Genomic DNA, 22,321 nt, shown 5'->3' with positions numbered 1-22,321 from the left:
GTTAGATATCAGGTATTCGATGACTCTTGTTGTTGGAAGAGGCAGTAGTAACGCCCTTTAAGAGCCATTAATTCTTTATGAGTTCCCCGCTCGACTACAGAACCTTGATCCATCATAATAATTACATCAGCGTTTTGGATTGTAGTCAGGCGGTGAGTAATGAAAAACACGGTGCGCCCGGCGAAAGCTTCTGCTAAATTATTGCAAACTTGGCGTTCGGAATGGTAGTCGAGGGCGCTTGTAGCTTCGTCCAAAATCAGCAGTTTCGGGTTTTGCAAAATCGTGCGGGCGATCGCCAAACGCTGCCTTTGACCCCCAGAAAGCGACGAACCCCGCTCTCCCACCACCGTATTGTACCCAGCGGGTAAGCCCATGATAAAATCGTGAGCCACGGCTAATTTTGCCGCTCGCACAATCTCATCCGTACTTGCATCGGGATTGCTCAGGGCAATATTTTCCTGCACAGTACAGTTAAACAGCAAAGTATCTTGCAATACCACCCCTAGTTGGCTGCGAAGCGAGTACAGTTCCACCTTAGAAATGTCGTAACCGTCAACAAAAATCCGGCCCGACAGCGGCGGATAAAGACGCTGCAACAGCTTCATCGCCGTACTTTTACCGGAACCGCTTCCCCCCACAATTCCCACAAAACTGCCAGCGGGAAATTCCAAATTCACATTAGCCAATTGCAGTGGCCCGCTTTCGAGAAATCGGAAGGAAACCTCCTCATAGGTAACCTGCCCTTGAATTGCCGGCAGCGGGATATTGCTCCGGTCTTCATCGCTGGTTTCCGTCGGCGTATCGACCACATCCTTGAGCATATCGATCGACATCGAGACTTCTTGGAAACTCTGCCACACGCTCACAAAACGCAGCAGCGAACCAGTCACGTTCCCGGAAATAATTCGGAAAGCAATCAACTGACCCAAAGTAATCTCATTTCCCAGTACCAAATAAGCTCCTACCCACAACTGAGCTAAGTTACCAACCTGGTTTAAAAAGCCGCTAACCGTACCCGCCGTAGTCCCCGTGATAATTGTTTTAAAACTGGCTGTAATGTATTTTGCATAGCGGCTCGACCACTCCCATCGGGATTTCAATTCAATATTTTGAGCCTTAACAGTTTGAATCCCGCTGACTACTTCCACTAGATAAGATTGAGAGTCAGCAAAACGGTTGTTTCTTTGTTTTATCAGGCGCAGCACCAGGGGATTGATTAGAACAATCATCAGCCCCAGTATCGGTACCACTGCCAAAGATACAAACGTTAGCTGCACGCTGTAGGAGAGCATAACGGCGACGTAAACCACCGAAAAAACTGCATCGAGAACCACTGTCAGAGCTGTGCTCGTCATGAATTCCCGAATCTGGCCCATCATGCTGAATTTGTAAACCAGATCTCCCACGCGCCGATTGTCAAAGTAATTTTGGGGCAGCCGCAGCAAGTGGTCGATGACTTCTGCACTCAATTTGACATCTATGCGGTTTGAGGTGTCTATAAACAAAAAGGTACGCAAACCGTTGAGCAGTCCTTCAAACAGAGCAACACCTAACAGAAACGCCCCCAAAATATCCAAGGTGTCAATGCTGCGCTGACCTAAGACTTTATCAATAATTATTTGGCTGATTAATGGGTTTGCAAGACCAAATAACTGTACAAAAAACGAAGCGAGCAACACCTCAAAAAACACTGTCTTGTGTTCCATCAGCGCCGGCACAAACCACCAGAAACTGAACTGCTCTTTTTGTTCGACTTGCGGAGCTTGCAGCAGCAGGACTTCTCCTGATTCTCCCCAGATTTCTTTAAACTGAGGTATCCGCTTCCGCATCAGCCCCTGTTCGGGCGTGGCGAGCACCAATTCTTGCTCGGTGATGCTGTAAATAATGGCAAAGCTATCTTGCCATTTAATCATTACGGGGGCTTTGATGCGGTTGATGGCTTCTGCTGGCACTTGCGCCAATTGGGGCGTGAGGCCGATGCTTTGGGCGATCGCCCCGCAGGCTTGCAGACTGATAGAACCAGCGGTTTTTAACTGATTTTCTAGAACTTTGCGGATGATATCTCGACGAAATTTAAGACCGAAATACTTGCTCAACATCTGGAAGCAAGCTAGCGGACCGTCAATCTGCCCTTTAGCGCGGAAAACTGGGTATTTCGCCGCCGCATCCTTTGGTTGGCCGCTTGCGGGTTCTGGGGGACGCTCTGGGCCGGGTATAACCTCGATGAATGCTCCGCCCGGCGGCTTCTGCCCTGGGCCTACTGTATCTGGCGTGCCATTTAATGAGTCTGTTTCGGGTTGGGGTTCTGGGGGTTCCCGGAAGCCGACCAAGCGAGCGCCGAGGCGGCCTTCTACTTTTAAGGATTTGGCTGCGTTTTCCACAGAGAAGCGGCTGCCGGTGGGAAAGTCGCCCAAGACGCCGCTGCTGACGAGCCAAACTCGATCGCCATCTAGCTCTTTGGCGAGGTCTTGAGTTTTTTTGTTGCCGTTTGGCACGTTGACAACTTTCGCGTCTTGCCAAGCTTGCAGGGTGAGTTCCTTGAGATTGGAAGTCCCGTCGGCTTGGCGCTGCAATTCCAGGCTCAACAGTTCAAATACTTCGCTCAAGGAACAGTGTTCGCGAAAGGCTTCTCCAAAGGTCGGCTGTTTTTCCACTACGCTCAGGAAATCTTCGGCAGGTAGGACGATCGCAATTACATCTGTAGAGGCGATCGCCGTTTCGCAGGGAACTCCCCGGAGCAAGCCAGCCCAGCCGAGAATTTCCTGCGACTGCACCAAGCGCAAACTTACGTGGCGCTGCGATCGCTGGTCAAAGCCCAGCAGCCGGGCCTGCCCTTGATAGATAATTGCCACCTGAGTCGGCATTTTTTCCCGTTCAAACAGGGGTTGCCCCGTCCGGTAGCCGAGGAGTTGGCATTTAGCCACCAAGGCTGTCAGAGCCGTCTCTGACAGTCGGTCAAAGGGAGGTGTTTGAGCTAGGAAATCCTGAATTTGGGAGAGGGAAACAGCGGAAGAAGTCATCCGATTTTAGATTTTAGATTTTAGATTTTAGATTGAATCCACAGATGAATCCGGAGGCTTTTTGTTAGGATGCTACGCTTTTTAAAGTCTCCACGGATGAATCCGGGGGCCCCAGACGAAATTGCTTTCGGTCATGATATTGAAGACACGGAAGAGAGGGGCTGTAGCGGGCCTATTTGCGATATCTGTTCGGCGAGCCAGCTTTCAAAGAGTTCGTTAATCAAGTGCAGCCGCATCGATTCATCGAGCTGGGCCGGCATGAACTTTTCTAGTCGAATAATTACCATCCATTCTGCCAGAGGACGTGGCGTCCACAGTTGATTTGGCTGGCTGACGGACAAAAGTTTGCTGATTGCCGGGTGGGGCTGCGAGAGCGGTACTGGACCCAACAAGCCACCTGACTTGGACTCTGGCCCTTCGGAATAGTCGCGGGCCACTTCAGCAAAGGTTTGTTCCCCTTCGAGGATGCGAAAGTAAAGTTCGTTTGCCAGTGCTGGATTTTTGGTGCGTACCAGGGAATAGACTACATGGTCTAGGCTGGCTTTGCGGGTTAAAAAATAATTATCTACTTTAGGTCTCCAAGTGGCTTGCTTAAATTTTTCGATCAGCAAGGGCCTGACGGCCATCTCTTGAAGTTCTTCTTCCGTCATGTTTTGGCCGCGCAGCCAAGCTTCTTTGGCTTCCGGGGCTGTCAGTTGGTGTTGTGCCAGAAAGTTCTCGACGGCGGATTTGCGTTCTTCGTCGCTGCAACTAAAGGATGCGATCGCTTGGTCTACTATTACACCGCGCAAGAATTGCGGCATTAACTGATACCGCTTCAGGAGCGATGGCATATCCTGAGCTTGCAGTAATTTATCGCCTATTTGAAAAAGTCCTGTCATTTTTTTATCTCCAACTGACTTGCGCTTCCCCTTTTAATTTAGCTGTGGCAGGAAAAGAGCGACAACCACTAACCCCTCGATTCCCCGATGATAGCAGACCGTCAGTGGGCTAGCGCTATTGCTGTCTATTTCTTGACGCTATGCCTAGCGAGGGGTTCCCCGCGGGTCTCATAATGGTAACGGGATGCGAGAGTGGGAGAGTGGGAAAATCTTTACTTCTGCCATCTTCCTTTTTCCCTCAACATCCATCGGCTAAACCCCGTACACTGCTTAGTTGCTGAACTTCCTTCTTCCTTCACTCTCGGAATAGTCTTTCAAAGAGTGTTCCGAGTTGGGTCGAGCAAGCGCGACTGTCGAGATATTTCGGGTTTGCCGCCATTTTTTGCTGAATTCGATCGCGGTAGTGCCGGCGCAGTTCTGGGTTGTTTCCCAGTGCTGTGCTCAGCTCTAAATAAGAGTTCTCGCTGTCTGCTACCAGTTCCGGAAGTAGCAGTTCTTCGATCGCTGCGGCTGATTGTCGCGATCGCTCTGTTTGGCCTTTTCTTACCACTACAGGCAACCCGGCCAACAGGGGTTCTGCTAAGGAGCAGGCACTGCTGTATGGATAGGAGTCTAAATATATATCAGCCAATTCCAGACATTTTATGTAATCTGCGCGAGATGGCAGCGCTTTAATCACAACTAAGCGCTTTTTCTCAACCCCAAATTCGGCAAAGAGCGATCGAATTTGGTTGTAAAAAGGCACCGTCGGATAGTTTTCATTGCCGGAACTAAAGGGATACAAAACTAAAATAGAATTTGGTACCGCCGCAATAATTTTTGCCCAATTTTCTCTCAATTCTGGGATAATTGTAAAAACTTGAGCGCCGGACATGAACACTACAGATTCCTCAGTTGCTCCCCAACTGCTACGAGTCGGTTCAACTATGGCAGGTGCCGATCCTACACTATAGCTTAAACAAACTCCCGATCCTTTTAAAGTAATTAATTTTTCGCGATACTCTGCTGCTGCACCTGCGGGCAATGTCAAATCTCCGGCCATGAAATAATCGATATTTCGGGCGCCCGTGGTGGCGGGGGTTGATGCACCGCTAGCTATTTGCACCCGTGCTAGTCGGTGCAGGCACAGGAGGGCGCATGGCTCAGAAGTGTTGGTAATATTGGTGCAGATTAGCAGAATATCTAAATCGTGCGATCGCATTTCTCGGACTTGCTGGGGCAAATCTTCTGACAGTTGCACCAGTTTGTCGGCGCAACTTTCGCAATATTTCCCCAGTCGTTCGTCTTGTACCTGGAAATAGTACACGATAATTTCAAATTTGGTTCTGTCTAAATATTCAAAACTCGGAATTGCAGCACGAGTCTCGGATTCATCACTAATTTTATCAAGCAAAAAGCCAACTCGAATTTTAGTTTTTTCTGGTTCTTTTTGAGGAAAATCCCATTCTATTTGACAGCCGATATTTTTCAAATAAAATTCCAGAATCTCGTTTCGTTCACTCAATATATTGAGAAGATTTTTCTCGCTCAAATACAAAGCTTGGAAGCTAACATTTTTCGCCATAAATGCCGCCAAATAACGCCACACTTCTGAATCTGGAAAACGGGCGATATTTCCAGCGACGTACTTGATTAACTGCTGCAAATATTCAGAGTACCTTTCTATTTCCCAGTTTTGTTTAAAATAACCGGGAGACTGAAAGATAAATTTCAAAAAGTCGTCAAAAAACCACTGGGGAATTGCTGCATTTTTATAGTCAAGTGGCAACTGATAAGCGTCGCGGTACAGCATCGCTGCGAGGAGATATTGAATCTTATCGGCAATTTCCCCTCCTTCAGCAAGTTTGGAGGATAACTGCTGGACAAAACTTTGTTCTTCCTCAGTTAAAGTTTCATTTTTGAGGGCGCTACCTAGGAGCAATTTATGAGCTTGCCCCGTGTCTTTGAAGTAAGCATTTTCTAATTTTTTAGATGGCAAATTCAGCCAATATTCAGCTAGCTGTTGGCGGTATTGGCGCAGCACAAGAAGAGGCTGTTTTGAGGGGAATTTATTGTATTGCTCAAGCATTGCTGACAATTCCGATAAACTCGGCTGGGTTCTCAATGCCAACTTTTGGCGGATTGTCTGTTGGATTTGTTGATCCAGGAAACTGTAATCAGAACTATTTAGTAGTTTTTTGTAAAATCTGACTACATCTTTATGATTTTCCCCAGCCGCGAAGTTTTTCCAAGTTTGTTGTTCGGGATGAATCCGCAGTGACGACAGTTTTTCGTCTACAAATCCGATATGATAGTTCCCCATGATTCGCCACCACATATCTAAGTCTACATACTGAGATAATCCCGAATCAAATAATCCTATTTCTTCAAATACTCTGGCGGCAATTAAGACGGTACTCGGTTCGCCAATTTTGTTTATGGGGTTGCTCAAGCAGTTAGTATCTGCCAGTAATTCTTTCCCGGACTGAATAGATTTTAAATTAGACCAACTTTTATGCAAATCTTTAATTGATTGGGAAGCTTTCCGCAAAATCGGGTTAGATTCATTTTCAGCTATGGTGATGCCTCGCGCGGAGAAAACCATACCTATTTCAGGGTTTTGTTGGGCGACGGCGACCATTTTTTCAATACATTCTGGTGCGAGCAAGTCGTCTTGAAACAAAAACTTGATGTATTGACCTTTTGCTTGGGATATGCAAAAGTTCCAGTTTTGTGATAAGCCGTAGTTGCGGTGCAGTACAATGCGGAAATCGATTGAGGTGTGGGATTGGAAGGATTGGGCGATCGCAACTGTTTCGTCTGTGGAACCGTCGTCGGATATAATCAGTTCTATGTTAGAGTAAGTTTGGGAGATCGCACTTTGAATCGCTTCGCCAATAAATGCCGCTCCGTTGTATGTCGGAATACAAATACTAACTAAAGGTGGTGCATTTTTTACTGTCGCCCCCTGAGAGGACTTTTTCCTTATTCCGCGCTCCAAGCTTTTGAAATTATCTGTAATTTCGGCAATATATTCGAGACGGTTTTGAATTTTTCTCCCGACAGTTGGCGGATTCAGTAAAGTCTTAATTTCATCAGCAGCTATTCTTCCAACTTGCTGAGCTTCCCGGTAATTGTTGAAGACATGACGCATTAAATCAGCAGCGTGTTCGACATCCGGTTCGGCCCAAACATTGCCTTTTTTGTAAGGCCCGCAATCTTGCTCAATAGGGATTAACTTATACTTGACTAAATAGCTATTGCCGACATTCATAAATTCTGTATTTGATGAATAGCTGGTGGCAATTACTGGTTTCCCGTAAAACATGGCTTCAGCCATTGTTAAGCCGAATCCTTCGCAGCGGTGCAGCGATACATAACAGTCGCAATTATAGAGCAAGCCGTTAAGTTTATTTTTGGACAAATACCCGTCTAGATGTTTGATATTTGAATTATTTGCTATGGCTGAGTTTAAGGATGCTTGCGCCGCTGAAAATTTGTGGGAATTAGAAGATTTGATGACCAATAATACGCTGTTATCTTCGCCAAAAGCTTGCTTAAATGCTTGAATTGTCGCTAAAGTATTTTTGCGCTCGATGCGGCTAGAAAAGTCGAAGACAAACAAAAAAATAAATTTATTTTTCGGTAAGTTCAGTGCTTCTCTGTTCAGGGAAGGTGCGGGCAGAGCAATACTAGGCATGATTTTGATGACGGGAATTGGCGAGACTGCTGAAATTGCCTCGGCGCAATAGTTGCTGTAAGTCCATATTTCGTGAAAGTGATTAAATGCTGGCTGCCATTCTGGGGGAAATGCGGGAAGTTCCCAGGCCCAAAAGCCGATGTTGTATTTTTTGTCAAAATAACTGGAACCTATATGTTTGATAAAGGTTGCAACTTCATCTGCGTTGACTTGAATTAAGTTTACGGGATAGGGATTATCTTCGCTAAAATTTTGATAGGTGGTGTCTTTTTTGCGGTGGGGACTGCGGGTAAAATTGTTGATGACGAAGGGAATGTTGGCGGCTTCTGCAGCCCTGATGTTTGCTCTGACACCTTCTCCTATGCCAAATTCGCCGTTAATGTAGCCGGCGATGTTCATTCCTAGATTAGGGTTCATAGTTTCTAATGTATTTAGCACAGTGTAGTGTGGATTTTTTGAGGAAAAGCAGAATTAATTGATGGGCTCAATTGCGCTAAAAAAGGGTAGGGTAGAGAATAAATTATAATTTTGCCGAATATTTGGTAACATATAGCAATCCTGGAGGATTGGTGAATAAGATTTAAAGGAAACGCTCTTAACGCAGACCAAGAGAATAGAAAAGAAAAAAAGTTCGCCACTGAGAATTTAGTGCTTGACAAAGATAGCGATCGCCATTGTATACTGGCATCGCAATGCTAACCTTCGGCTGGTTGTCTGTCGGCATGGGTTGCTCTGTTTTATTTTACGATAAACTAATCAGGAATTTTAGACAAAGTGATCGATCGCGCCAACCACGACTTCTTGAAGCTGCTACCGCCGGATGCTAAAGTCATTGTCGAAATTGGCTGCGGTACGGGTTCGACGGGCCAAGAGTACAAACTGATCAATCCCCATTGTCAGTATATTGGCATTGAATGCGATCGAGAAAAAGCTAAAATTGCAGTCGATCGGCTAAACTGGGTGACGGTAGCCGATATTGAAGAAATTGCCCTCGAAAGTCTCGAAATCGCTCCAGGAACCGTCGATTGCTTAATTTTCGGCGACTTGCTACCTTATCTCAAAAACCCTTGGGAAGTCCTCAAGCAGTACAGTGGTTTGCTGAATCCAGAGGGGCAAATTCTCGCCAGAATCCCAAATGTTCAATACTGGCGGCGAATTGTCAATCTGCTGCGCGGACATTGGGAAAATCCCGACAGCAAGATGCAGCACTGGTTTACCCTAGAAAGTATTAAATCACTATTTGCTCAAGCCGGATTGCAGGTTTATGAATTTCAAGGGAAGGGACACAAAACCGAAAATTTTGTGCACTTTCAGGAATTACTGCATCCAATGGTAAAGGCTTTAGAGCTCACATCGAGCAGTTTTGCTACGGAAACAGGTGCTGAACATTATATCGTGCGATCGACAAAATCGACCGTACCTGCACGCAGGCTGCTGATTCAGACTATCATTATGGCTCCTACCGGGTGCGATCGCGTGCGAGTTTTGGAACCGGACAAATTTAGCGCTACAATTCCCGGTGTCCGCACCGTATCCGGCGTAAAAACAGCAGGATTAATTCCCCCCCTGCCGGAAGAAGAAAAAGTCTTCATTTGGCAGCGGACAATTATGCAATATCCCGCCTACATTCCCCAGCTAAAAGAACTGTTGCAACAAGGCTATTTAATAGTAGCTGAAATTGACGACAATCCTATCCGCCGCCGCGAATATGCAGATAATAATTACCTCAGCTATCGCGGCTGTCACTGCGTGCAAACTTCTACAGAACCCCTCGCAAAAATTTTGCGCCAATACAATCCAAATGTGGCTGTATTTCCCAATCACTTAGCTTATCTACCTCCGCAGCGAATTTATCCGGCAGAAGATACTGTCACAATTTTTTTTGGTGCACTCAACCGCGAAAAAGATTGGCAGCCGATTATGGCAGCGCTAAATCGAGTTTTAGTCGCACACAAGCACCGGATTCGAGTTAAAGTAATCCACGACAGAAAATTTTTTGAATCCTTGAAAATACAGCAAAAAGAATTTGAACCGTTTTGCAGTTACGAACGGTATCAAGAAATCATGTACAGTTGCGATATAGCTTTGCTGCCGCTTGTTTCCAACCCGGTTAACGAAACGAAGTCCGACTTAAAATTTATTGAATGTGCAGCGCGGGGAGTAGCGGTGCTGGCAAGTCCCACTGTGTACGAACATTCGATTGTCGAAGGTGAAACAGGATTGATTTATAGATATGAAAAAGAGTTTGAAACCAAACTAAATTCGCTGATTTCTGACACTTCTCGGCGTCGGAAAATAGCCGCGAATGCTTACGAATGGGTGCGCGACAACCGCTTGCTGTGCGGGCACTACCGGCAGCGCCGAGATTGGTACTTACAAATGCGGGACGAGTTGCCGCGTTTAAATGCTGAGTTGCGCGATCGCCTGCCGGAGTTATTTGGTGACTAAGTGCGGTAAGATTTATAGGGCTATTGTGCGATCGTTCTGTTTTATTGTTTAATTTCTAATTGTTACTCCACACCAATGCGAATTCTATTCACTATTGCTCACTTTTACAATCCCAGCGGCGACGGGAAACACGCTTCCCAGCGAAATGATCCGCAACCGCGACTAAATGCTTTAACCGCTTGCGTGACATCGCTGCAAGCTTTGTACGGCAAATCTCAGTCCATGATTGACATTAGCGAATGTGCAACTATCCCAGCAAATCAATCTCAACAGCACGAAATTGACATTGTTGTTTGCACTACTCAAGGTTATCATCTGTTGCCTCAACTCCCAGTGCAGCCCAGATGTTTTATGCACCACGCTACCAAATGCGAACCGCTGCTGTTGGGGTTTGAGTGTCAAGCAGTTTTGCGAGCGTGTCTTAACAAATACGATTATTTCTGTTATTTGGAAGATGATTTAGTTCTGCACGATCCGTGGTTTTTTAGTAAATTAAAGTGGTTTACGCATCACGGAGGAAATGGGAATTTGCTGCAACCTAATCGCTATGAAATAGCGCCTAAAGGCGCGGTTTTTAAAGCATATGTTGATGGTGATTTAGCAGACTCAGCGACTTCTCAGTTTCAAAATGTAGAGGAGCAGCGGCAGTTAATGGGAAAAATCATGGAACAAACAGTCGCTTTTGAGCGGGCGTTGAATCCTCATTCCGGCTGCTATTTTTTGAATGCGGAACAGATGGCACACTGGGCTAAGCAGTCTCATTTTTTGGATAGGGATACTAGCTTTATAGGCCCGCTGGAAAGCGCGGCGACTTTAGGGATTATGCGAACTTTTAGAGTTTACAAGTCAACTCCTGCTTATGCTAATTTTTTGGAGGTTCAACATTTTGGAACGAGTTTTCTGAATTTGATTGGTAATAAGGTGAGGGTGCCGGAAGCATAAGGAGTCGCTGGGTTGGGGCGGGTTTTATGTTAATATTGTCTGCTGTTGGTTCGGATTGTGGACTCGGACACGCCTCTAAAGGCTTCGGATATATAACAACGCATCAACTGATTATTCTAGGGATGCAAAACATCGCCGATTTTAACTGTGCCACTGTTAATAATTTTGGCTAAAACTCCAGTTTGTGCGTGACCGAATTCCTGTTGCAGTAAACTGAGTAGGGAAATATCCCGATCGCCTGTTTCTGGATTCACTTCTATATTGACACAGCGACCGATTCGTGCTGTAACTTCGATGCGCGCCGCGCCTAATTGAAACTGTTTTCCGATCAACTCAAATTCTGACCAAGCTGCCATACCTTCTAGCACAATGTTCGGGCGAAATCGGGCCACGTCAATGTTTTTAACAGCTATTTCTGTTAATTGGTCTAATGTGGCTTGACTCAGTAAAGAGATGTGTACGGGTTCTCGATCGGGATAACGAGTTTCGCCGCTGCTGTCGCCGACTAAGTGCAAAGGTGCAAACTGCGGGTGTCTCGCTTCTTTTGTGGGTTCAATTGCCGCCAAATATTCTGTGAAAAAACTGCCAATGCGATCGCGCCCCGCTGCTGTGTTCGTTTCTGCCGATAACACTTCAACTCCTTGACGCTTGACTTTTAAAACCGCCGTTTCCGGTTGATAATGACATTCCAAAGCTGCTAACAGAGGCCAATCGTTTTGGACGGCAAAATGTTTTTTGCTCATCCAAGGCACATTATCTGCGGGCATCTTTGCAGCTTCAATATTATCTGCAAACATGAGGGCAAAAGCTCGATCGCCCTTAATTCCGTGTCCTGCTGTTAAAGCAAACTCCGACATTTCTTGCGGTGTCAGCCCTTTAATTGGATAAATAAATAACTGTTTTATTGTTGCTACTGTCATAAAATTTTCCGAAGTTAGTAGAATCTGATATCTTGCACCATTGTCAATAATTCTTTTTTGAACAGGTTTTCCGGCCTGTGCCACAAAGAGTAGATTTTCTTGTGGAACAGGCCGGAAAGCCTGTTCAGCGAGAATAGTGCAAGATGTGAGTAGAATTGGACTTACGCAGGACCTCTATATGTAGGGTGCGCGACAAACTTTGGAGAAATAGAAGCTAATTCACAAACATGAATAAAATTGCTCTACAAACCGGATTAAGCTAGCAATTCATAGCGGCGGATATCTGGAGGTCCAACAGCCAAACCGTCTAATTTTTGCACGGCGTCTTGAATGTGAGTTGAACCGAGATGTAGTTCGAGCAAATCTGCACTTTCCCACTCTTCAACGAAGGTAAAATCTGTGGGATCGGCTTGATTTTGCAGGAGTTCGTATTTGATGCAGCCTTTTTCTTTGCGAGTGGGTTCCATAATACTCAGCAGCAGTGATTTAAGTTCTGCTACTTTGTCAGGAAAGGCAGCGAGGCGGGCAACTACTCGCAAGGTTGTTTTGGACATAGGACAAAAAAGTCACAGATAGGACGATCGAATTTACCGATTTTACTTACCAAACTCAGCAAAACACGATTTCACTTAAAATAACCTAAAGAGGTCGATCGGTCAACGGCACTACAATTAGTCCAGGACGCGCTCATAGCTCAGAAACCCGCTTTCTTCCCAAATTCTTCGGTACTAACCGCCGAGCGTTGTATAAACCCGGTTTATTGATATATTTTGGTCAATACCGGAGAAACTCAATCTTTGGGATAAAATCGCTTGTTTTCTGTAGAATATTCCCAGGCGAGATCCTCCGGGTCTTTTTCGCGGCTCCACTGAGCAAACTCCGGCTTAAGTTTCCACTTGCCGATCGTAGTTGCGTGAACTTTGAATCTGCGGGAGAGTTCCGTTTGGGTAAAAGAGATTTTGGGCTTTTGAGGAGTCTTGGTTTGAGTAATGGGGAATAAATTTGGTTTTTTATCTTGTGCTTTTTCCCGATTTATGGGAGGCTCTTGAACAGCTATTGTCGCATTAAGTGTTTCGCTTGGAGTGACAGGTGGAGCTATTTGAAAATAATACAAAATTCCGCCTTGTTCTGTCACTTCAAAATCCGCTGCAAACTCAGAGGCTCGTTCGTCCAGATACTCTTGAACCTTTTCTCCGGGGAGTTTTGCATTCATCGCCAAATCCAAAGCCGTAACTCGCCCTTGATTTTCCTTGATTAACTTGTAGAAAACCGAGTCTAAATGAGCGAGTTTGTGTTTTTGTTGCTGCTGGTAGAGCCTCCAAGCCCAAGCAATGCCCGCTGTGGTGGCGATCGCCCAAAACATCGTTCCCGACTCGAAACTGGCAACCGCCGTCAAGGAAATAGGCAAAAGCAGGGTAAGATATCCCCAAATGCTTCCCTTCTTTAGGTTATTGCTGTTTTTGACCATAGTTCCCAAACAGGTACGTAGTTTAGCTTAGTAGAGCGTGTCCGAATGCCGCGAAAGTTTTTCGACAGTCGATATATCGGCTAATCGCTGACGCACTCTACGACAAAATCCCAGAATCTACTTTTTTTGCAACCGAGGGTTCATGTACTTTTTTCGCAAACAGATTACCATCCTGCTGATAGTTGTTGCTTGCTGTACGCTGACGATTAGTTGCAGCAATAGTCGAGCTGTCCAGTGTACTAAATTTACTGAAATTGTCAACAAAGGCAACGCTCTCCTTGATGTTAATAAAGACAGCAACGATCCTGCAACGACCGACAATTTAGCTAAAAATTTGAACCTGATAGCGAATGAACTTGAGGCTCTGCGAATAACAGATAAAACCCTCAAAGAAATTCAGGGGCCATCGGTTAAATCTTTCCATGAAATTAGTCAAGCACTCGGCGACATAAGCAAAAGTCTTCAGGCTGGAAATCTTGCTTCTACAAGTATAGAAGGTCGAGAGCAAATCCAAGCTGCTCAAGCAGATATTATTAGAGCAGGCCAACAGGCCAATCAAGCAGCCGCAAATCAAGACGCTTTGACTAGCAAACTGATTAATTATTGTAAGAGCGATCGCTAAAGGCTAAGAGTTTTGAGTTTTGAGCTGGCCACGCGAACCCCAACAATCCACGGGGGTGAATGAATTTGAGGAATGCGTCGCCTTCACCTACTATCTACCCCTTTGCAATTACCCAATTTTTAGTGATGAATTTCTAGATTCAAAATATAGCGGCCGAGTTGTACTTTCTCCGACCACAACTCGTATTCTAACTGCAAGTGTCCGGGTTCCGGCTTTCCTGTCAGCGTCAAGTTGCGGGTGAAGTTGCGGAGTCGCAACTGTTCGGGAGTCGCCAGCGATTCGCCCTGAAGCCAATAACGGCTCAGGCCGTACATTCCTCGTTCCCAGCAGTGGCGGTAACTGTATTTGCCGTTTCCTTGCATAGTCATAATGACTCGATAGGGCGAAACTTCTAGCCAGAGCAACCGGGGTTTTGTAGTTGGGGGCAAAATTGTAACTGGCTCGGCTGATTCGTCGGAACAGTCGGAAAATTGGCGATCGATTATTGCTGGTTCGTGTAACAACAAGTGAAAGCGATCGCGGTCTTTTTGATAAAGCGTACCAGCGGTTTCAACAACTGACCACAATGGTAAATCTGTGGATACCAGCGATAAACTTACAGGCTTGCGGTGATGCGTCAGCATAAACAAAAGTGTAGGAGTTGTTGTGGATCGGGGGGTTTGAGATTTGAGATTTTAAGCTTTAGATTTTAGATTTTAGATTAGCTGGGTTCCAAATTCCGGAGCTTTTGCTTAAAAAAATGAAAAATCTACAACTCGCAATCGAAAATCTAAAATTGTTTAGTCACAATTGAATCATCTGGTCGATAACTGAGAGCTAGACATGAAATCTAAGCATATACACGGATAATATGGGTGAAATTAAAGTGAAATCCGTACTGCTGCGTCCGCACTCCTGTGTCCTCGATAACTGACAGCGGAGTCTCCGGGCGAGTTTAATCAGCTTTTAAGTTAACCGGACACATTGGGAAAACACCCGCAGGCCGTACAAACGACGACTGACTTAGGACTGGGAAAAAGGTAGGATAGCTAACACCATCCAATCCTAGTTTATCTCAATGCAAGCTGACATTATAACTACTACGCTTCTTGACAAAAGCCAAACTTTAAGCGTTCAAAAACCTGCCTCGGGCTTGTCACTGGTGGGGAGGATTCGAGTTCCGGGCGATAAGTCGATTTCTCACCGAGCTTTGATGTTGGGTGCGATCGCCCAAGGCGAAACTACAATTGAGGGACTACTGCTAGGAGAAGACCCCCGCAGTACCGCTAAATGTTTCTCGCTCTTGGGAGCAAAAGTTTCTGAACTCAACGCGGAACGGGTGACAGTCCGGGGCGTTGGAATTGGCGAGTTAGAGGAGCCTGTAGAAGTCTTGGATGCGGGTAATTCCGGCACGACGATGCGGCTGATGTTGGGAATTTTAGCCTCTCATCCGGGGCGTTTTTATGCAGTAACGGGTGACAGTTCTCTGCGATCGCGCCCGATGTCGCGCGTCATTAAACCGCTGCAACAAATGGGAGCGCAAATTTGGGGCCGAAAAAGTAATTCTTTAGCTCCTTTAGGGATACTAGGACAGCAGTTAAAACCGATTCACTACCATTCTCCGATCGCCTCGGCTCAAGTTAAATCTTGCATTTTGCTCGCCGGTTTGATGGCAAGCGGAGAAACTACAGTCACAGAACCCGCTCTGTCGCGGGATCACAGCGAGCGGATGCTGCGAGCGTTTGGAGCCCAATTGAGCGTCGATCCAGAAACTTGTAGCGTGACAGTCACTGGGCCGACACAACTGCAAGGGCAGAATGTGATTGTACCGGGGGATATTAGTTCGGCGGCATTTTGGCTAGTTGCTGGGGCGATCGTCCCGGGTTCGGAACTCGTAGTCGAAAATGTCGGCGTCAACCCAACTCGTACAGGCATTTTGGAAGCTTTGGAAATGATGGGGGCCGACATTGAACTGCAAAATCAGCGAGAGGCGGCCGGGGAACCGGTAGCGGATATTTTGGTTCGCAGTTCCGGCCAATTGCGGGGATGCACCATTGCTGGCGACTTAATACCCCGACTGATTGACGAAATCCCGATTTTGGCAGTAGCGGCGATCTTTGCGTCGGGTACTACAATAATTCGAGATGCGGCCGAGTTGCGGGTCAAAGAGAGCGATCGACTAGCCGTGACTGCTGCCGAACTCAACCGCATGGGAGCCCAAATTTCCGAGTTACCCGACGGTTTAGAAATTACCGGGGGAACTCCTTTGATCGGCGCGGATGTTGACAGCTACACCGACCACAGAATAGCGATGAGTTTGGCAATCGCAGCCCTCAACGCCACAGGTATTACTAACATTCACCGGGCAGAAGCCGCTGCCATTTCCTACCCCGACTTTACCGCCACTTTGCAACAAGTTTGCCATCCAAATTGAGATTGGGCATTGGACATTGGGCATTGGGCATTGGGCATTGGGCATTGGGCATTGGTTGCTGGTTACTTGTTATCGGTTATTGCTATATCACAAATAACAAATAACCACTAACAAATAACCACTAACAAATAACCACTAACTAATGACTAATGACCAATGACCAATGACTAATGACTTCCTCTAAGAATCTTTACCTACAACTTGTTCTTTTAAAGAATCAATTTCCGTTAACAACTCTTGGCGATTAGAAGCCTTGAGTAGATAGCGATAAACAAACCAACCCGTATACCCCATACCAATCAACTCAAAAATTGGAGCTACCAAAGGGACATCATTAAGAGCACCTAAAACTCCCAGCATTACCTTAATACTAATACCGCCGGCCAAAATTAAACCAATAGTTATGAGGGGCTTTTGGTAGTCAGCAAAAAAATTAGAGAGATAGGCTGGAAGTTCCGACAAAATTGTAATAACTTGGTCTTTAATATCTTGGAACTGGCCCGTCGTTGTTTCTGGGGTTGTCACTGTAGTCATGACCCCCGGTTTTTCCTCCACCAGATCTACTGTCACGACTTCAGTGATTGTTTGTGTCTCGTCAGAAAAGTTAGCTTGTGTCATTGAATACTTCCTCCGTTGTCAGGTAAAATTGCAGGCTGTGAATTGCTGCCAGTCTAATTCTCCGGCAATTAGCACAGCATCCGCGCTGCAGGGACTAATTGATGAGACTAAGGCAGAGTTTCACAAATTGCAAGCAAAAATAACGATATGACTCGATTTTAAACAATTGCCGCCGCTGCCAAATCGGTCTTTTGACTCATTTTTTCACTTGAGCGAGGTCGATTTGATTCGGGCAAGGGCGTCCTTGTTCAAAGTCGGTGATGTTGCCGATCGTGGTTTCGGCGATATTTTTCAAAGCTTCCTCGGTGAAAAAAGCTTGGTGCCCGGTAATCAGGACGTTTGGAAAAGTCAGCAAACGTTGAAAAACGTCGTCTTGGATGACGTGATTTGACAAATCTTCAAAAAACAAATCCGTCTCTTGTTCGTACACATCTAAGCCTAGGTAGCCAATTATACCAGACTTCAGTGCTTTGGTGACAGCTTTAGTGTCAATCAACTGACCGCGGCTGGTATTGATCAGCATCATCCCCGGTTTCATTTGCTCGATCGCCTCTGCACCGATCAAATGGTAAGTTTCCGGTATCAGCGGACAATGCAGACTGACAATATCAGAGGCGGCGAATAGTTCCGGGAGTGCGACGTATTCCATGCCTATGGCGAGGCAATCTGGGTTTTGGTAAACATCGTATCCCAGCAGGCGACACCCGAATCCGTGCAGAATTTGGGCAGTAATTGCGCCAATTCTCCCTGTTCCAACGATTCCCACCGTTTTGCCATGAAGGTCAAAACCCAACAGGCCATCTAAGGCGAAATTGCCTTCGCGGACGCGGTTGTAAGCCCGATGGATTCTGCGGTTGAGGGACAAAATCAGAGCGACTGCGTGTTCTGCCACTGCGTAGGGAGAATAAGCCGGAACTCGGAGGAGAGTTAGATCTAAATCCTTCGCTGCTGCTAAATCGACGTGATTGAATCCGGCAGATCTCAGGGCCAGCAAGCGGACGCCTTTTTCGGCAATGCTGAGCAGCGTTTTCGCGTCCAAAGAGTCGTTCACGAACGCGCAGACTGCAGGAAATCCAGCAGCCAAAACGCTGGTTTCGAGGTTCAGACGCGGTTCAAAAAAAACTAAATCGTGTTTGCCGCCGACATTCGCTGCTTCCAGAAATGTGCGATCGTAGGATTTGGTGCTGAATACGGCTACCTTCATGATTTTTGCCTGCAAACCCAGTAGTAATTGGAAATTCTTTTCAGATTAACTCTAAATTTTAGTAGAACGCCGTTGACCCAAACAACCCAGTTTCCACGATCAATATTGAGTTTCGCAACGAGGCCTCTCTCAAGAAACCAGATTTTTAGCCGTAAGGCAAGTCTTGCTTATTGTTTTGAATACAATTGCTTATACTGTATTAACGAGCGAGCGTTAATTCCTACTTTTGAGGAAAAAATCAGATGCCCAAAAAAATCAAAACTCAAATATATGAAATTTTAGAAAAATCCGAAACGGGCAATTTATACAGTTTAGCAGACGATATTTTTATAACTTGTTTAGTTGTAATCAACGTAGCAGCTTTTATTGCTTCTACTTCGCCCACATTGTCGCAAGAACAAAAGTTAATTTTGGAAAATATCGAAATTGTTTCATCCTTAGTATTTACAATTGAATATCTTTTGAGGCTGTGGGTGTGTACAGTCGATAGCAGATACACCCACCCGCTTTGGGGAAGATTGAGATACGGTCTTACACCGCTAAGTCTGATAGATTTAATTTCAATCCTACCCTTTTACTCATTGCTCTTATTTCCTAATTTAAGCTTCGTTAATTTAATTCGCCTGCTGCGCTTGTTGCGGTTGCTAAAAATGAGCCGCTATTCAGAATCACTTAGAACTCTTGGAGCAGTATTGTACGCTAAAAAAGAGGAGTTAATTGCCACTGCATTTGCAGTTTTTATTCTGTTAATATTTGCCTCTAGCGTCATGTATTTTGTTGAAAACGAGGCGCATCCAGAAACTTTTGCGAGCATCCCCGATGCAATGTGGTGGGGAGTTGTGACATTAACTACTGTCGGTTACGGTGATATTTATCCAATCACTCCTTTAGGGAAATTTTTAGGCGCAATATTAGCATTTTTGGGAATCGGTATTTTTGCGTTACCTGCGGGACTCATTGCTGCGGGTTTTTCCGAGGAAGTCCAAAGGAAAAAGCAGGAAAAAATGGCGGCAAATTTACAGCAATCTGCTAATTATCAATCGGTCAAAATGCTGGCGGAAATCGAGGTCGGGTTTCAACAAAACCAAAGTGCGATCGCGATTCACATCGAAAGTTCATCCGAGTTGATGAAAATGTGTGTTTTAACGGCGAAAGAGAAGTTAGGAAATGATTTTCAAAATGAAGAAATTATTCGCGATTTAGCCATTCATTTTTATAATGAAGCAGTTCGCAAATTCGAGCTTTAATTTCAGATATACATAGTCGGTGACGGTCCCCAATTTTTACCAGCTCTTGTGGTTATTTATCACTGCTCTATGTAAGGACTGATGACCAATACTTAATTACCAATCTGGTGGCAAATTGTAATATTCTAAAGTTGATTTATCTGCCAACAAATCTTTGGTTTGTCTGTCAATTTTTATCTCACCATCCGCCAAAACTAACGCCCTTTGAGTGGTTTTCCCGATCCAATTCAAATTGTGAGAAGCGATCAAAATTACCTCGATCGGCAATTGGGACAAAACTGACGCCAAGTGACGCCGCCACGAGGGATCTAGTCCATTAGTCGGCTCATCTAAGATCAAAATTGCCGGCTCTAATGCTAAAATTGCTGCCAAGGCTGCTAACCTCCTTTGACCTCCAGAAAGTTCGTGGGCAGAACGGTTGGCAAATTCTACTAAACCAAATTCGTCTAATAGCGCTAAAGCTCGATCGCGCGCAACTCCCGGTGGCACTCCGTAATTGCGCGGCCCGAACATGACATCCTCTAAAATAGTGGGCATAAATAGCTGGTCATTAGCGTCTTGAAAGCAAAATCCTATCTGCCTGCGCGCCTGCGATAAAGTCTTCGGTTCCAACTTTTTTCCCTGCACTCTAATCTCGCCCGCTTGAGGCATTTTTAATCCAATCAAGTTTTCGAGCAAAGTGCTTTTACCAGCACCTGTCAGGCCGAGGAGAGCAACTCTTTCTCCCGGTTGCAAAGTAAAAGAAATTCCCCGTAATATTGGTTTTTGTTGGGGATATCCGAATACTAAATTTTCTACTTCGATTGTTGGCACGGATTTTAGTTTACTCAATTTTTATTTGCCTCGATTTTAGGATTAAGAGTATTTAACCGCAGAGAGCACAGAGGCCGCAGAGAGGGGAAGGGAGAAGGCAAAAGGTAGAGGCATGAATTAATCAGTTACCAATTACCAATTGCCCCTTCTAAATTACCACTTACCATAAGAAGCTATTGTTAATCCGGCTGCCATTAAAATTGCTACTGTCAGCCAGAGTCGCTCTTTTGGTGTTGATTTTGAGTCAGCAGGTAAAGCTCCTTGATACCCGCGAATTAGCATAGCTGCATGAACTCTTTCTGCCCGATCGAGACTTCGCAAATAAAGCGCTCCGATCATGGAAGCACTGGCGTAGCGCAGCCATCCTCCCGTACCAGATAAGCCTCGCAGTTGTGCGGATCTTTTCATGCGGTTGACTTCGGCTAGCAAGATTTCTAAGTATTGTCCCGTTAAAAGTACAATGTCTTGCAAACCTGCTGGTAGGGGTAATCCTTTGAGAGCAATTCCGAAACTGTGGGGCGGCAAAGTTAGCAGAAAACTGTTCATGATTAGCAGGCAAATTAGGGAACGCAGCAACAGAAAACTGGCACGTTCCCAACCTTGGGGCAGCACTAATAAGGAGAGAAAAAGCAATTCTGCTCCCAACAGTTGCGCTAGGGTTCGCACCGGCGCCCTCAGCCAAAATGACCAAAAAAGTGCGATCGCCCCATAGATTCCCAGCCACAGCCAAGCGCCAGTCTTCATAAAACCTATGCCGATGACAATAATCAGAGACACTCGCAATCGAAAAGGTATCGCAAGTTTAGACATCTTTAGGTTTTACCAACTGAGCAATGCCAAAGGCCGCCCCGAAGCTGAAAGCAGACCCTAAAAGTCCAGCAATGCTAGTACCAATAGGCTGTTCTTCTAATCCTTTAACTGTGTAATCTGCTAAAGGAGTAGGATTTTCGATCGCCACAGCTTCTTTATCTTTAAAGCCGTGTTTTTCGGCTACCGATTCTAACCCGTCAGGCCAACTTGAAGCAAACAGCGAAAGCACCCCCGAAATTAATAAAACTCCGATTACTGGCACTACCCATTTCTGCAATTGTGGCTGTTGTCCCGGCAGTAAATCCGGCCGCACTTTGACGAGATAAGTTAAAACGCCACCTGTAATTACGCCTTCGCCAATCCCAATTAAAATATGTACGCCTACCATTGCTGGCAATGCGATATTGAGCGCTACTGTACCAGAAATTGCGAGTTCGATCGCCACGCAAATCGAAGCAGCCACAACGCTAAGGGCGGCGGCAATCCCTGCTGCTAGCGGCAAACGATTTCGGGAACCTCCCAACAGTTGCTGCAACGGCTGCAACAGCCACCAGCCCGCCCAAATTCCAACTAGCCCCATATTAAAAATATTGGCTCCCAAGGCGGTGATGCCCCCGTCGGCAAACAAGACGCTCTGAATTATAAAAACTGTGCTCATCGCTAAAGTTGCCGCCCAAGGGCTCCCCAGAACGACGGATGCGAGCGCCCCTCCCAACAAGTGGCCGCTGGTGCCGCCGGCTACGGGAAAGTTGATCATCTGGGCTGCAAACACGAAAGCTGTAGTTAAGCCCATGATTGGGGCTTGTCGAAGTCCAAGACTGGCGCGGGTTCGATTTAGAGCAACTGCAATTACTGCTGCACTTGCTATGCCGGTGGCAATGGCTACTGGGGGTGAAAGGAAACCATCAGGTATGTGCATCGATCTATCCCAAACGAGAGAACTTCCAACTCTTTAGTCAACTATTTTTTACAAAAATTTAAAACCCCCTCTGGGGGCATTAATGCGATCGAGCGATCGGGGGTTTTGCGGCGGGCGATCGCTTACTCGATATAGATTCGGGCTTCACAGCCAGAGTTTTGAGGATGAGAAATGTAACATTAAATAATCCTGAAGAATTATTCGGATATTTTACCGCCCCCCCACATTCAAGCTTTTTTACTGGGGGGGTGACAAAAAGGTCTACGAGATAGACTGTATAAGGGTTGCGGCCCGCATACCTTGTTGATAAAAGCGGC

18 protein-coding genes are annotated in these 22,321 nt (G+C 45.8%); 5 read left to right on the top strand and 13 right to left on the bottom strand.

Translation table 11 applies throughout. The features are described 5' to 3' along the window. Window positions 1–8 precede the first annotated feature (8 nt). From QUA33_RS09175 to QUA33_RS09165, 3 genes are all read right to left on the bottom strand, one after another. On the bottom strand, window positions 9–3,020 hold the full coding sequence (locus QUA33_RS09175) for a peptidase domain-containing ABC transporter (RefSeq protein ID WP_333148257.1): 3,012 nt from the start codon (window positions 3,018–3,020) through the stop codon (window positions 9–11). A gap of 131 nt (window positions 3,021–3,151) precedes the next feature. Further along, the gene (locus tag QUA33_RS09170; RefSeq protein WP_333100464.1) at window positions 3,152–3,901 is read right to left on the bottom strand and encodes a peptidylprolyl isomerase; all 750 of its coding nucleotides are present in this window, start codon (window positions 3,899–3,901) and stop codon (window positions 3,152–3,154) included. A 295-nt stretch (window positions 3,902–4,196) separates the two neighbouring features. After that, window positions 4,197–7,997: a glycosyltransferase gene (locus QUA33_RS09165; RefSeq protein WP_333148256.1), complete on the bottom strand. Its 3,801-nt coding sequence runs from the start codon at window positions 7,995–7,997 to the stop codon at window positions 4,197–4,199. 357 nt (window positions 7,998–8,354) lie between these two features. Here QUA33_RS09165 and QUA33_RS09160 point away from each other — a divergent pair, with 357 nt between their 5' ends. Both QUA33_RS09160 and QUA33_RS09155 read left to right on the top strand, forming a co-directional pair. Beyond that, window positions 8,355–10,028: a methyltransferase domain-containing protein gene (locus tag QUA33_RS09160; protein ID WP_333148254.1), complete on the top strand. Its 1,674-nt coding sequence runs from the start codon at window positions 8,355–8,357 to the stop codon at window positions 10,026–10,028. Between the two features lie 75 nt (window positions 10,029–10,103). Continuing rightward, complete coding sequence (locus QUA33_RS09155) at window positions 10,104–10,970, top strand: calcium-binding protein (protein WP_333148251.1); 867 nt, start codon at window positions 10,104–10,106, stop codon at window positions 10,968–10,970. A gap of 116 nt (window positions 10,971–11,086) precedes the next feature. Here the strand turns inward: QUA33_RS09155 and QUA33_RS09150 are convergent, their stop codons facing one another. The 3 genes from QUA33_RS09150 to QUA33_RS09140 all read right to left on the bottom strand — a co-directional run bounded on the left by QUA33_RS09150 (window position 11,087) and on the right by QUA33_RS09140 (window position 13,358). Continuing rightward, window positions 11,087–11,890 carry an MOSC domain-containing protein gene (locus tag QUA33_RS09150; protein WP_333148249.1) on the bottom strand — a complete coding sequence of 268 codons (804 nt, stop codon included), beginning with the start codon at window positions 11,888–11,890 and terminating at the stop codon, window positions 11,087–11,089. A 254-nt stretch (window positions 11,891–12,144) separates the two neighbouring features. Then, complete coding sequence (locus QUA33_RS09145) at window positions 12,145–12,444, bottom strand: putative quinol monooxygenase (RefSeq protein ID WP_190656699.1); 300 nt, start codon at window positions 12,442–12,444, stop codon at window positions 12,145–12,147. 236 nt (window positions 12,445–12,680) lie between these two features. Further along, window positions 12,681–13,358: a hypothetical protein gene (locus QUA33_RS09140; protein ID WP_333100471.1), complete on the bottom strand. Its 678-nt coding sequence runs from the start codon at window positions 13,356–13,358 to the stop codon at window positions 12,681–12,683. Between the two features lie 142 nt (window positions 13,359–13,500). On the opposite strand from QUA33_RS09140, the gene QUA33_RS09135 reads away from it, so the two are divergent. Then, window positions 13,501–13,980, top strand: a complete 480-nt coding sequence (locus tag QUA33_RS09135) for a hypothetical protein (RefSeq protein ID WP_333148247.1) — start codon at window positions 13,501–13,503, stop codon at window positions 13,978–13,980. A gap of 119 nt (window positions 13,981–14,099) precedes the next feature. Here QUA33_RS09135 and QUA33_RS09130 read toward each other — a convergent pair whose 3' ends face one another. Beyond that, window positions 14,100–14,603, bottom strand: coding sequence for a hypothetical protein (locus QUA33_RS09130; protein WP_333100473.1), 504 nt, complete (start codon window positions 14,601–14,603; stop codon window positions 14,100–14,102). A gap of 434 nt (window positions 14,604–15,037) precedes the next feature. On the opposite strand from QUA33_RS09130, the gene aroA reads away from it, so the two are divergent. Continuing rightward, entirely contained in the window at window positions 15,038–16,393 is a 1,356-nt protein-coding gene (gene aroA / locus QUA33_RS09125) for a 3-phosphoshikimate 1-carboxyvinyltransferase (protein WP_333100474.1), read from the top strand. Window positions 16,394–16,573: 180 nt separating this feature from the next. Here the strand turns inward: aroA and QUA33_RS09120 are convergent, their stop codons facing one another. Further along, window positions 16,574–17,011, bottom strand: coding sequence for a CAAD domain-containing protein (locus QUA33_RS09120; RefSeq protein ID WP_333148245.1), 438 nt, complete (start codon window positions 17,009–17,011; stop codon window positions 16,574–16,576). Window positions 17,012–17,207: 196 nt separating this feature from the next. Next, a complete protein-coding gene (locus QUA33_RS09115; protein ID WP_333148243.1) occupies window positions 17,208–18,215 on the bottom strand; it encodes a 2-hydroxyacid dehydrogenase in 1,008 nt (335 codons plus the stop codon). 242 nt (window positions 18,216–18,457) lie between these two features. Between QUA33_RS09115 and QUA33_RS09110 the strand changes: the two genes are divergently transcribed. Then, entirely contained in the window at window positions 18,458–19,462 is a 1,005-nt protein-coding gene (locus tag QUA33_RS09110; protein WP_333148241.1) for an ion transporter, read from the top strand. A gap of 96 nt (window positions 19,463–19,558) precedes the next feature. Here QUA33_RS09110 and QUA33_RS09105 read toward each other — a convergent pair whose 3' ends face one another. From QUA33_RS09105 to QUA33_RS09090, 4 genes are all read right to left on the bottom strand, one after another. After that, the gene (locus tag QUA33_RS09105; RefSeq protein WP_333148239.1) at window positions 19,559–20,293 is read right to left on the bottom strand and encodes an ABC transporter ATP-binding protein; all 735 of its coding nucleotides are present in this window, start codon (window positions 20,291–20,293) and stop codon (window positions 19,559–19,561) included. Between the two features lie 135 nt (window positions 20,294–20,428). Next, entirely contained in the window at window positions 20,429–21,085 is a 657-nt protein-coding gene (locus QUA33_RS09100) for an energy-coupling factor transporter transmembrane component T (RefSeq protein WP_333148237.1), read from the bottom strand. Continuing rightward, window positions 21,078–22,004, bottom strand: coding sequence for an energy-coupling factor ABC transporter permease (locus QUA33_RS09095; RefSeq protein WP_333148235.1), 927 nt, complete (start codon window positions 22,002–22,004; stop codon window positions 21,078–21,080). Before QUA33_RS09095 ends, QUA33_RS09100 begins: the two co-directional genes overlap by 8 nt. Before the next feature lie 79 nt (window positions 22,005–22,083). Then, the coding region (locus tag QUA33_RS09090; protein WP_333148233.1) for a hypothetical protein at window positions 22,084–22,321 on the bottom strand (238 nt) is incomplete at its 5' end.

It is taken from the genome of Microcoleus sp. Pol14D4 (assembly GCF_036701245.1).
Lineage (GTDB): Bacteria > Cyanobacteriota > Cyanobacteriia > Cyanobacteriales > Microcoleaceae > Microcoleus.
The sequence above is the reverse complement of the archived record's forward strand: the minus strand, read 5'-3'. Positions and strand labels throughout refer to the sequence as shown.

Coding starts and splice junctions, on each gene's coding strand:
- aroA (WP_333100474.1), top strand. CDS start 15,038: ATGCAAGCTGACATTATAACTACTACGCTTCTTGACAAAAGCCAAACT.
- QUA33_RS09130 (WP_333100473.1), bottom strand. CDS start 14,603: ATGCTGACGCATCACCGCAAGCCTGTAAGTTTATCGCTGGTATCCACA.
- QUA33_RS09135 (WP_333148247.1), top strand. CDS start 13,501: ATGTACTTTTTTCGCAAACAGATTACCATCCTGCTGATAGTTGTTGCT.
- QUA33_RS09110 (WP_333148241.1), top strand. CDS start 18,458: ATGCCCAAAAAAATCAAAACTCAAATATATGAAATTTTAGAAAAATCC.
- QUA33_RS09165 (WP_333148256.1), bottom strand. CDS start 7,997: ATGAACCCTAATCTAGGAATGAACATCGCCGGCTACATTAACGGCGAA.
- QUA33_RS09095 (WP_333148235.1), bottom strand. CDS start 22,004: ATGCACATACCTGATGGTTTCCTTTCACCCCCAGTAGCCATTGCCACC.
- QUA33_RS09170 (WP_333100464.1), bottom strand. CDS start 3,901: ATGACAGGACTTTTTCAAATAGGCGATAAATTACTGCAAGCTCAGGAT.
- QUA33_RS09145 (WP_190656699.1), bottom strand. CDS start 12,444: ATGTCCAAAACAACCTTGCGAGTAGTTGCCCGCCTCGCTGCCTTTCCT.
- QUA33_RS09140 (WP_333100471.1), bottom strand. CDS start 13,358: ATGGTCAAAAACAGCAATAACCTAAAGAAGGGAAGCATTTGGGGATAT.
- QUA33_RS09100 (WP_333148237.1), bottom strand. CDS start 21,085: ATGTCTAAACTTGCGATACCTTTTCGATTGCGAGTGTCTCTGATTATT.
- QUA33_RS09155 (WP_333148251.1), top strand. CDS start 10,104: ATGCGAATTCTATTCACTATTGCTCACTTTTACAATCCCAGCGGCGAC.
- QUA33_RS09150 (WP_333148249.1), bottom strand. CDS start 11,890: ATGACAGTAGCAACAATAAAACAGTTATTTATTTATCCAATTAAAGGG.
- QUA33_RS09115 (WP_333148243.1), bottom strand. CDS start 18,215: ATGAAGGTAGCCGTATTCAGCACCAAATCCTACGATCGCACATTTCTG.
- QUA33_RS09120 (WP_333148245.1), bottom strand. CDS start 17,011: ATGACACAAGCTAACTTTTCTGACGAGACACAAACAATCACTGAAGTC.
- QUA33_RS09175 (WP_333148257.1), bottom strand. CDS start 3,020: ATGACTTCTTCCGCTGTTTCCCTCTCCCAAATTCAGGATTTCCTAGCT.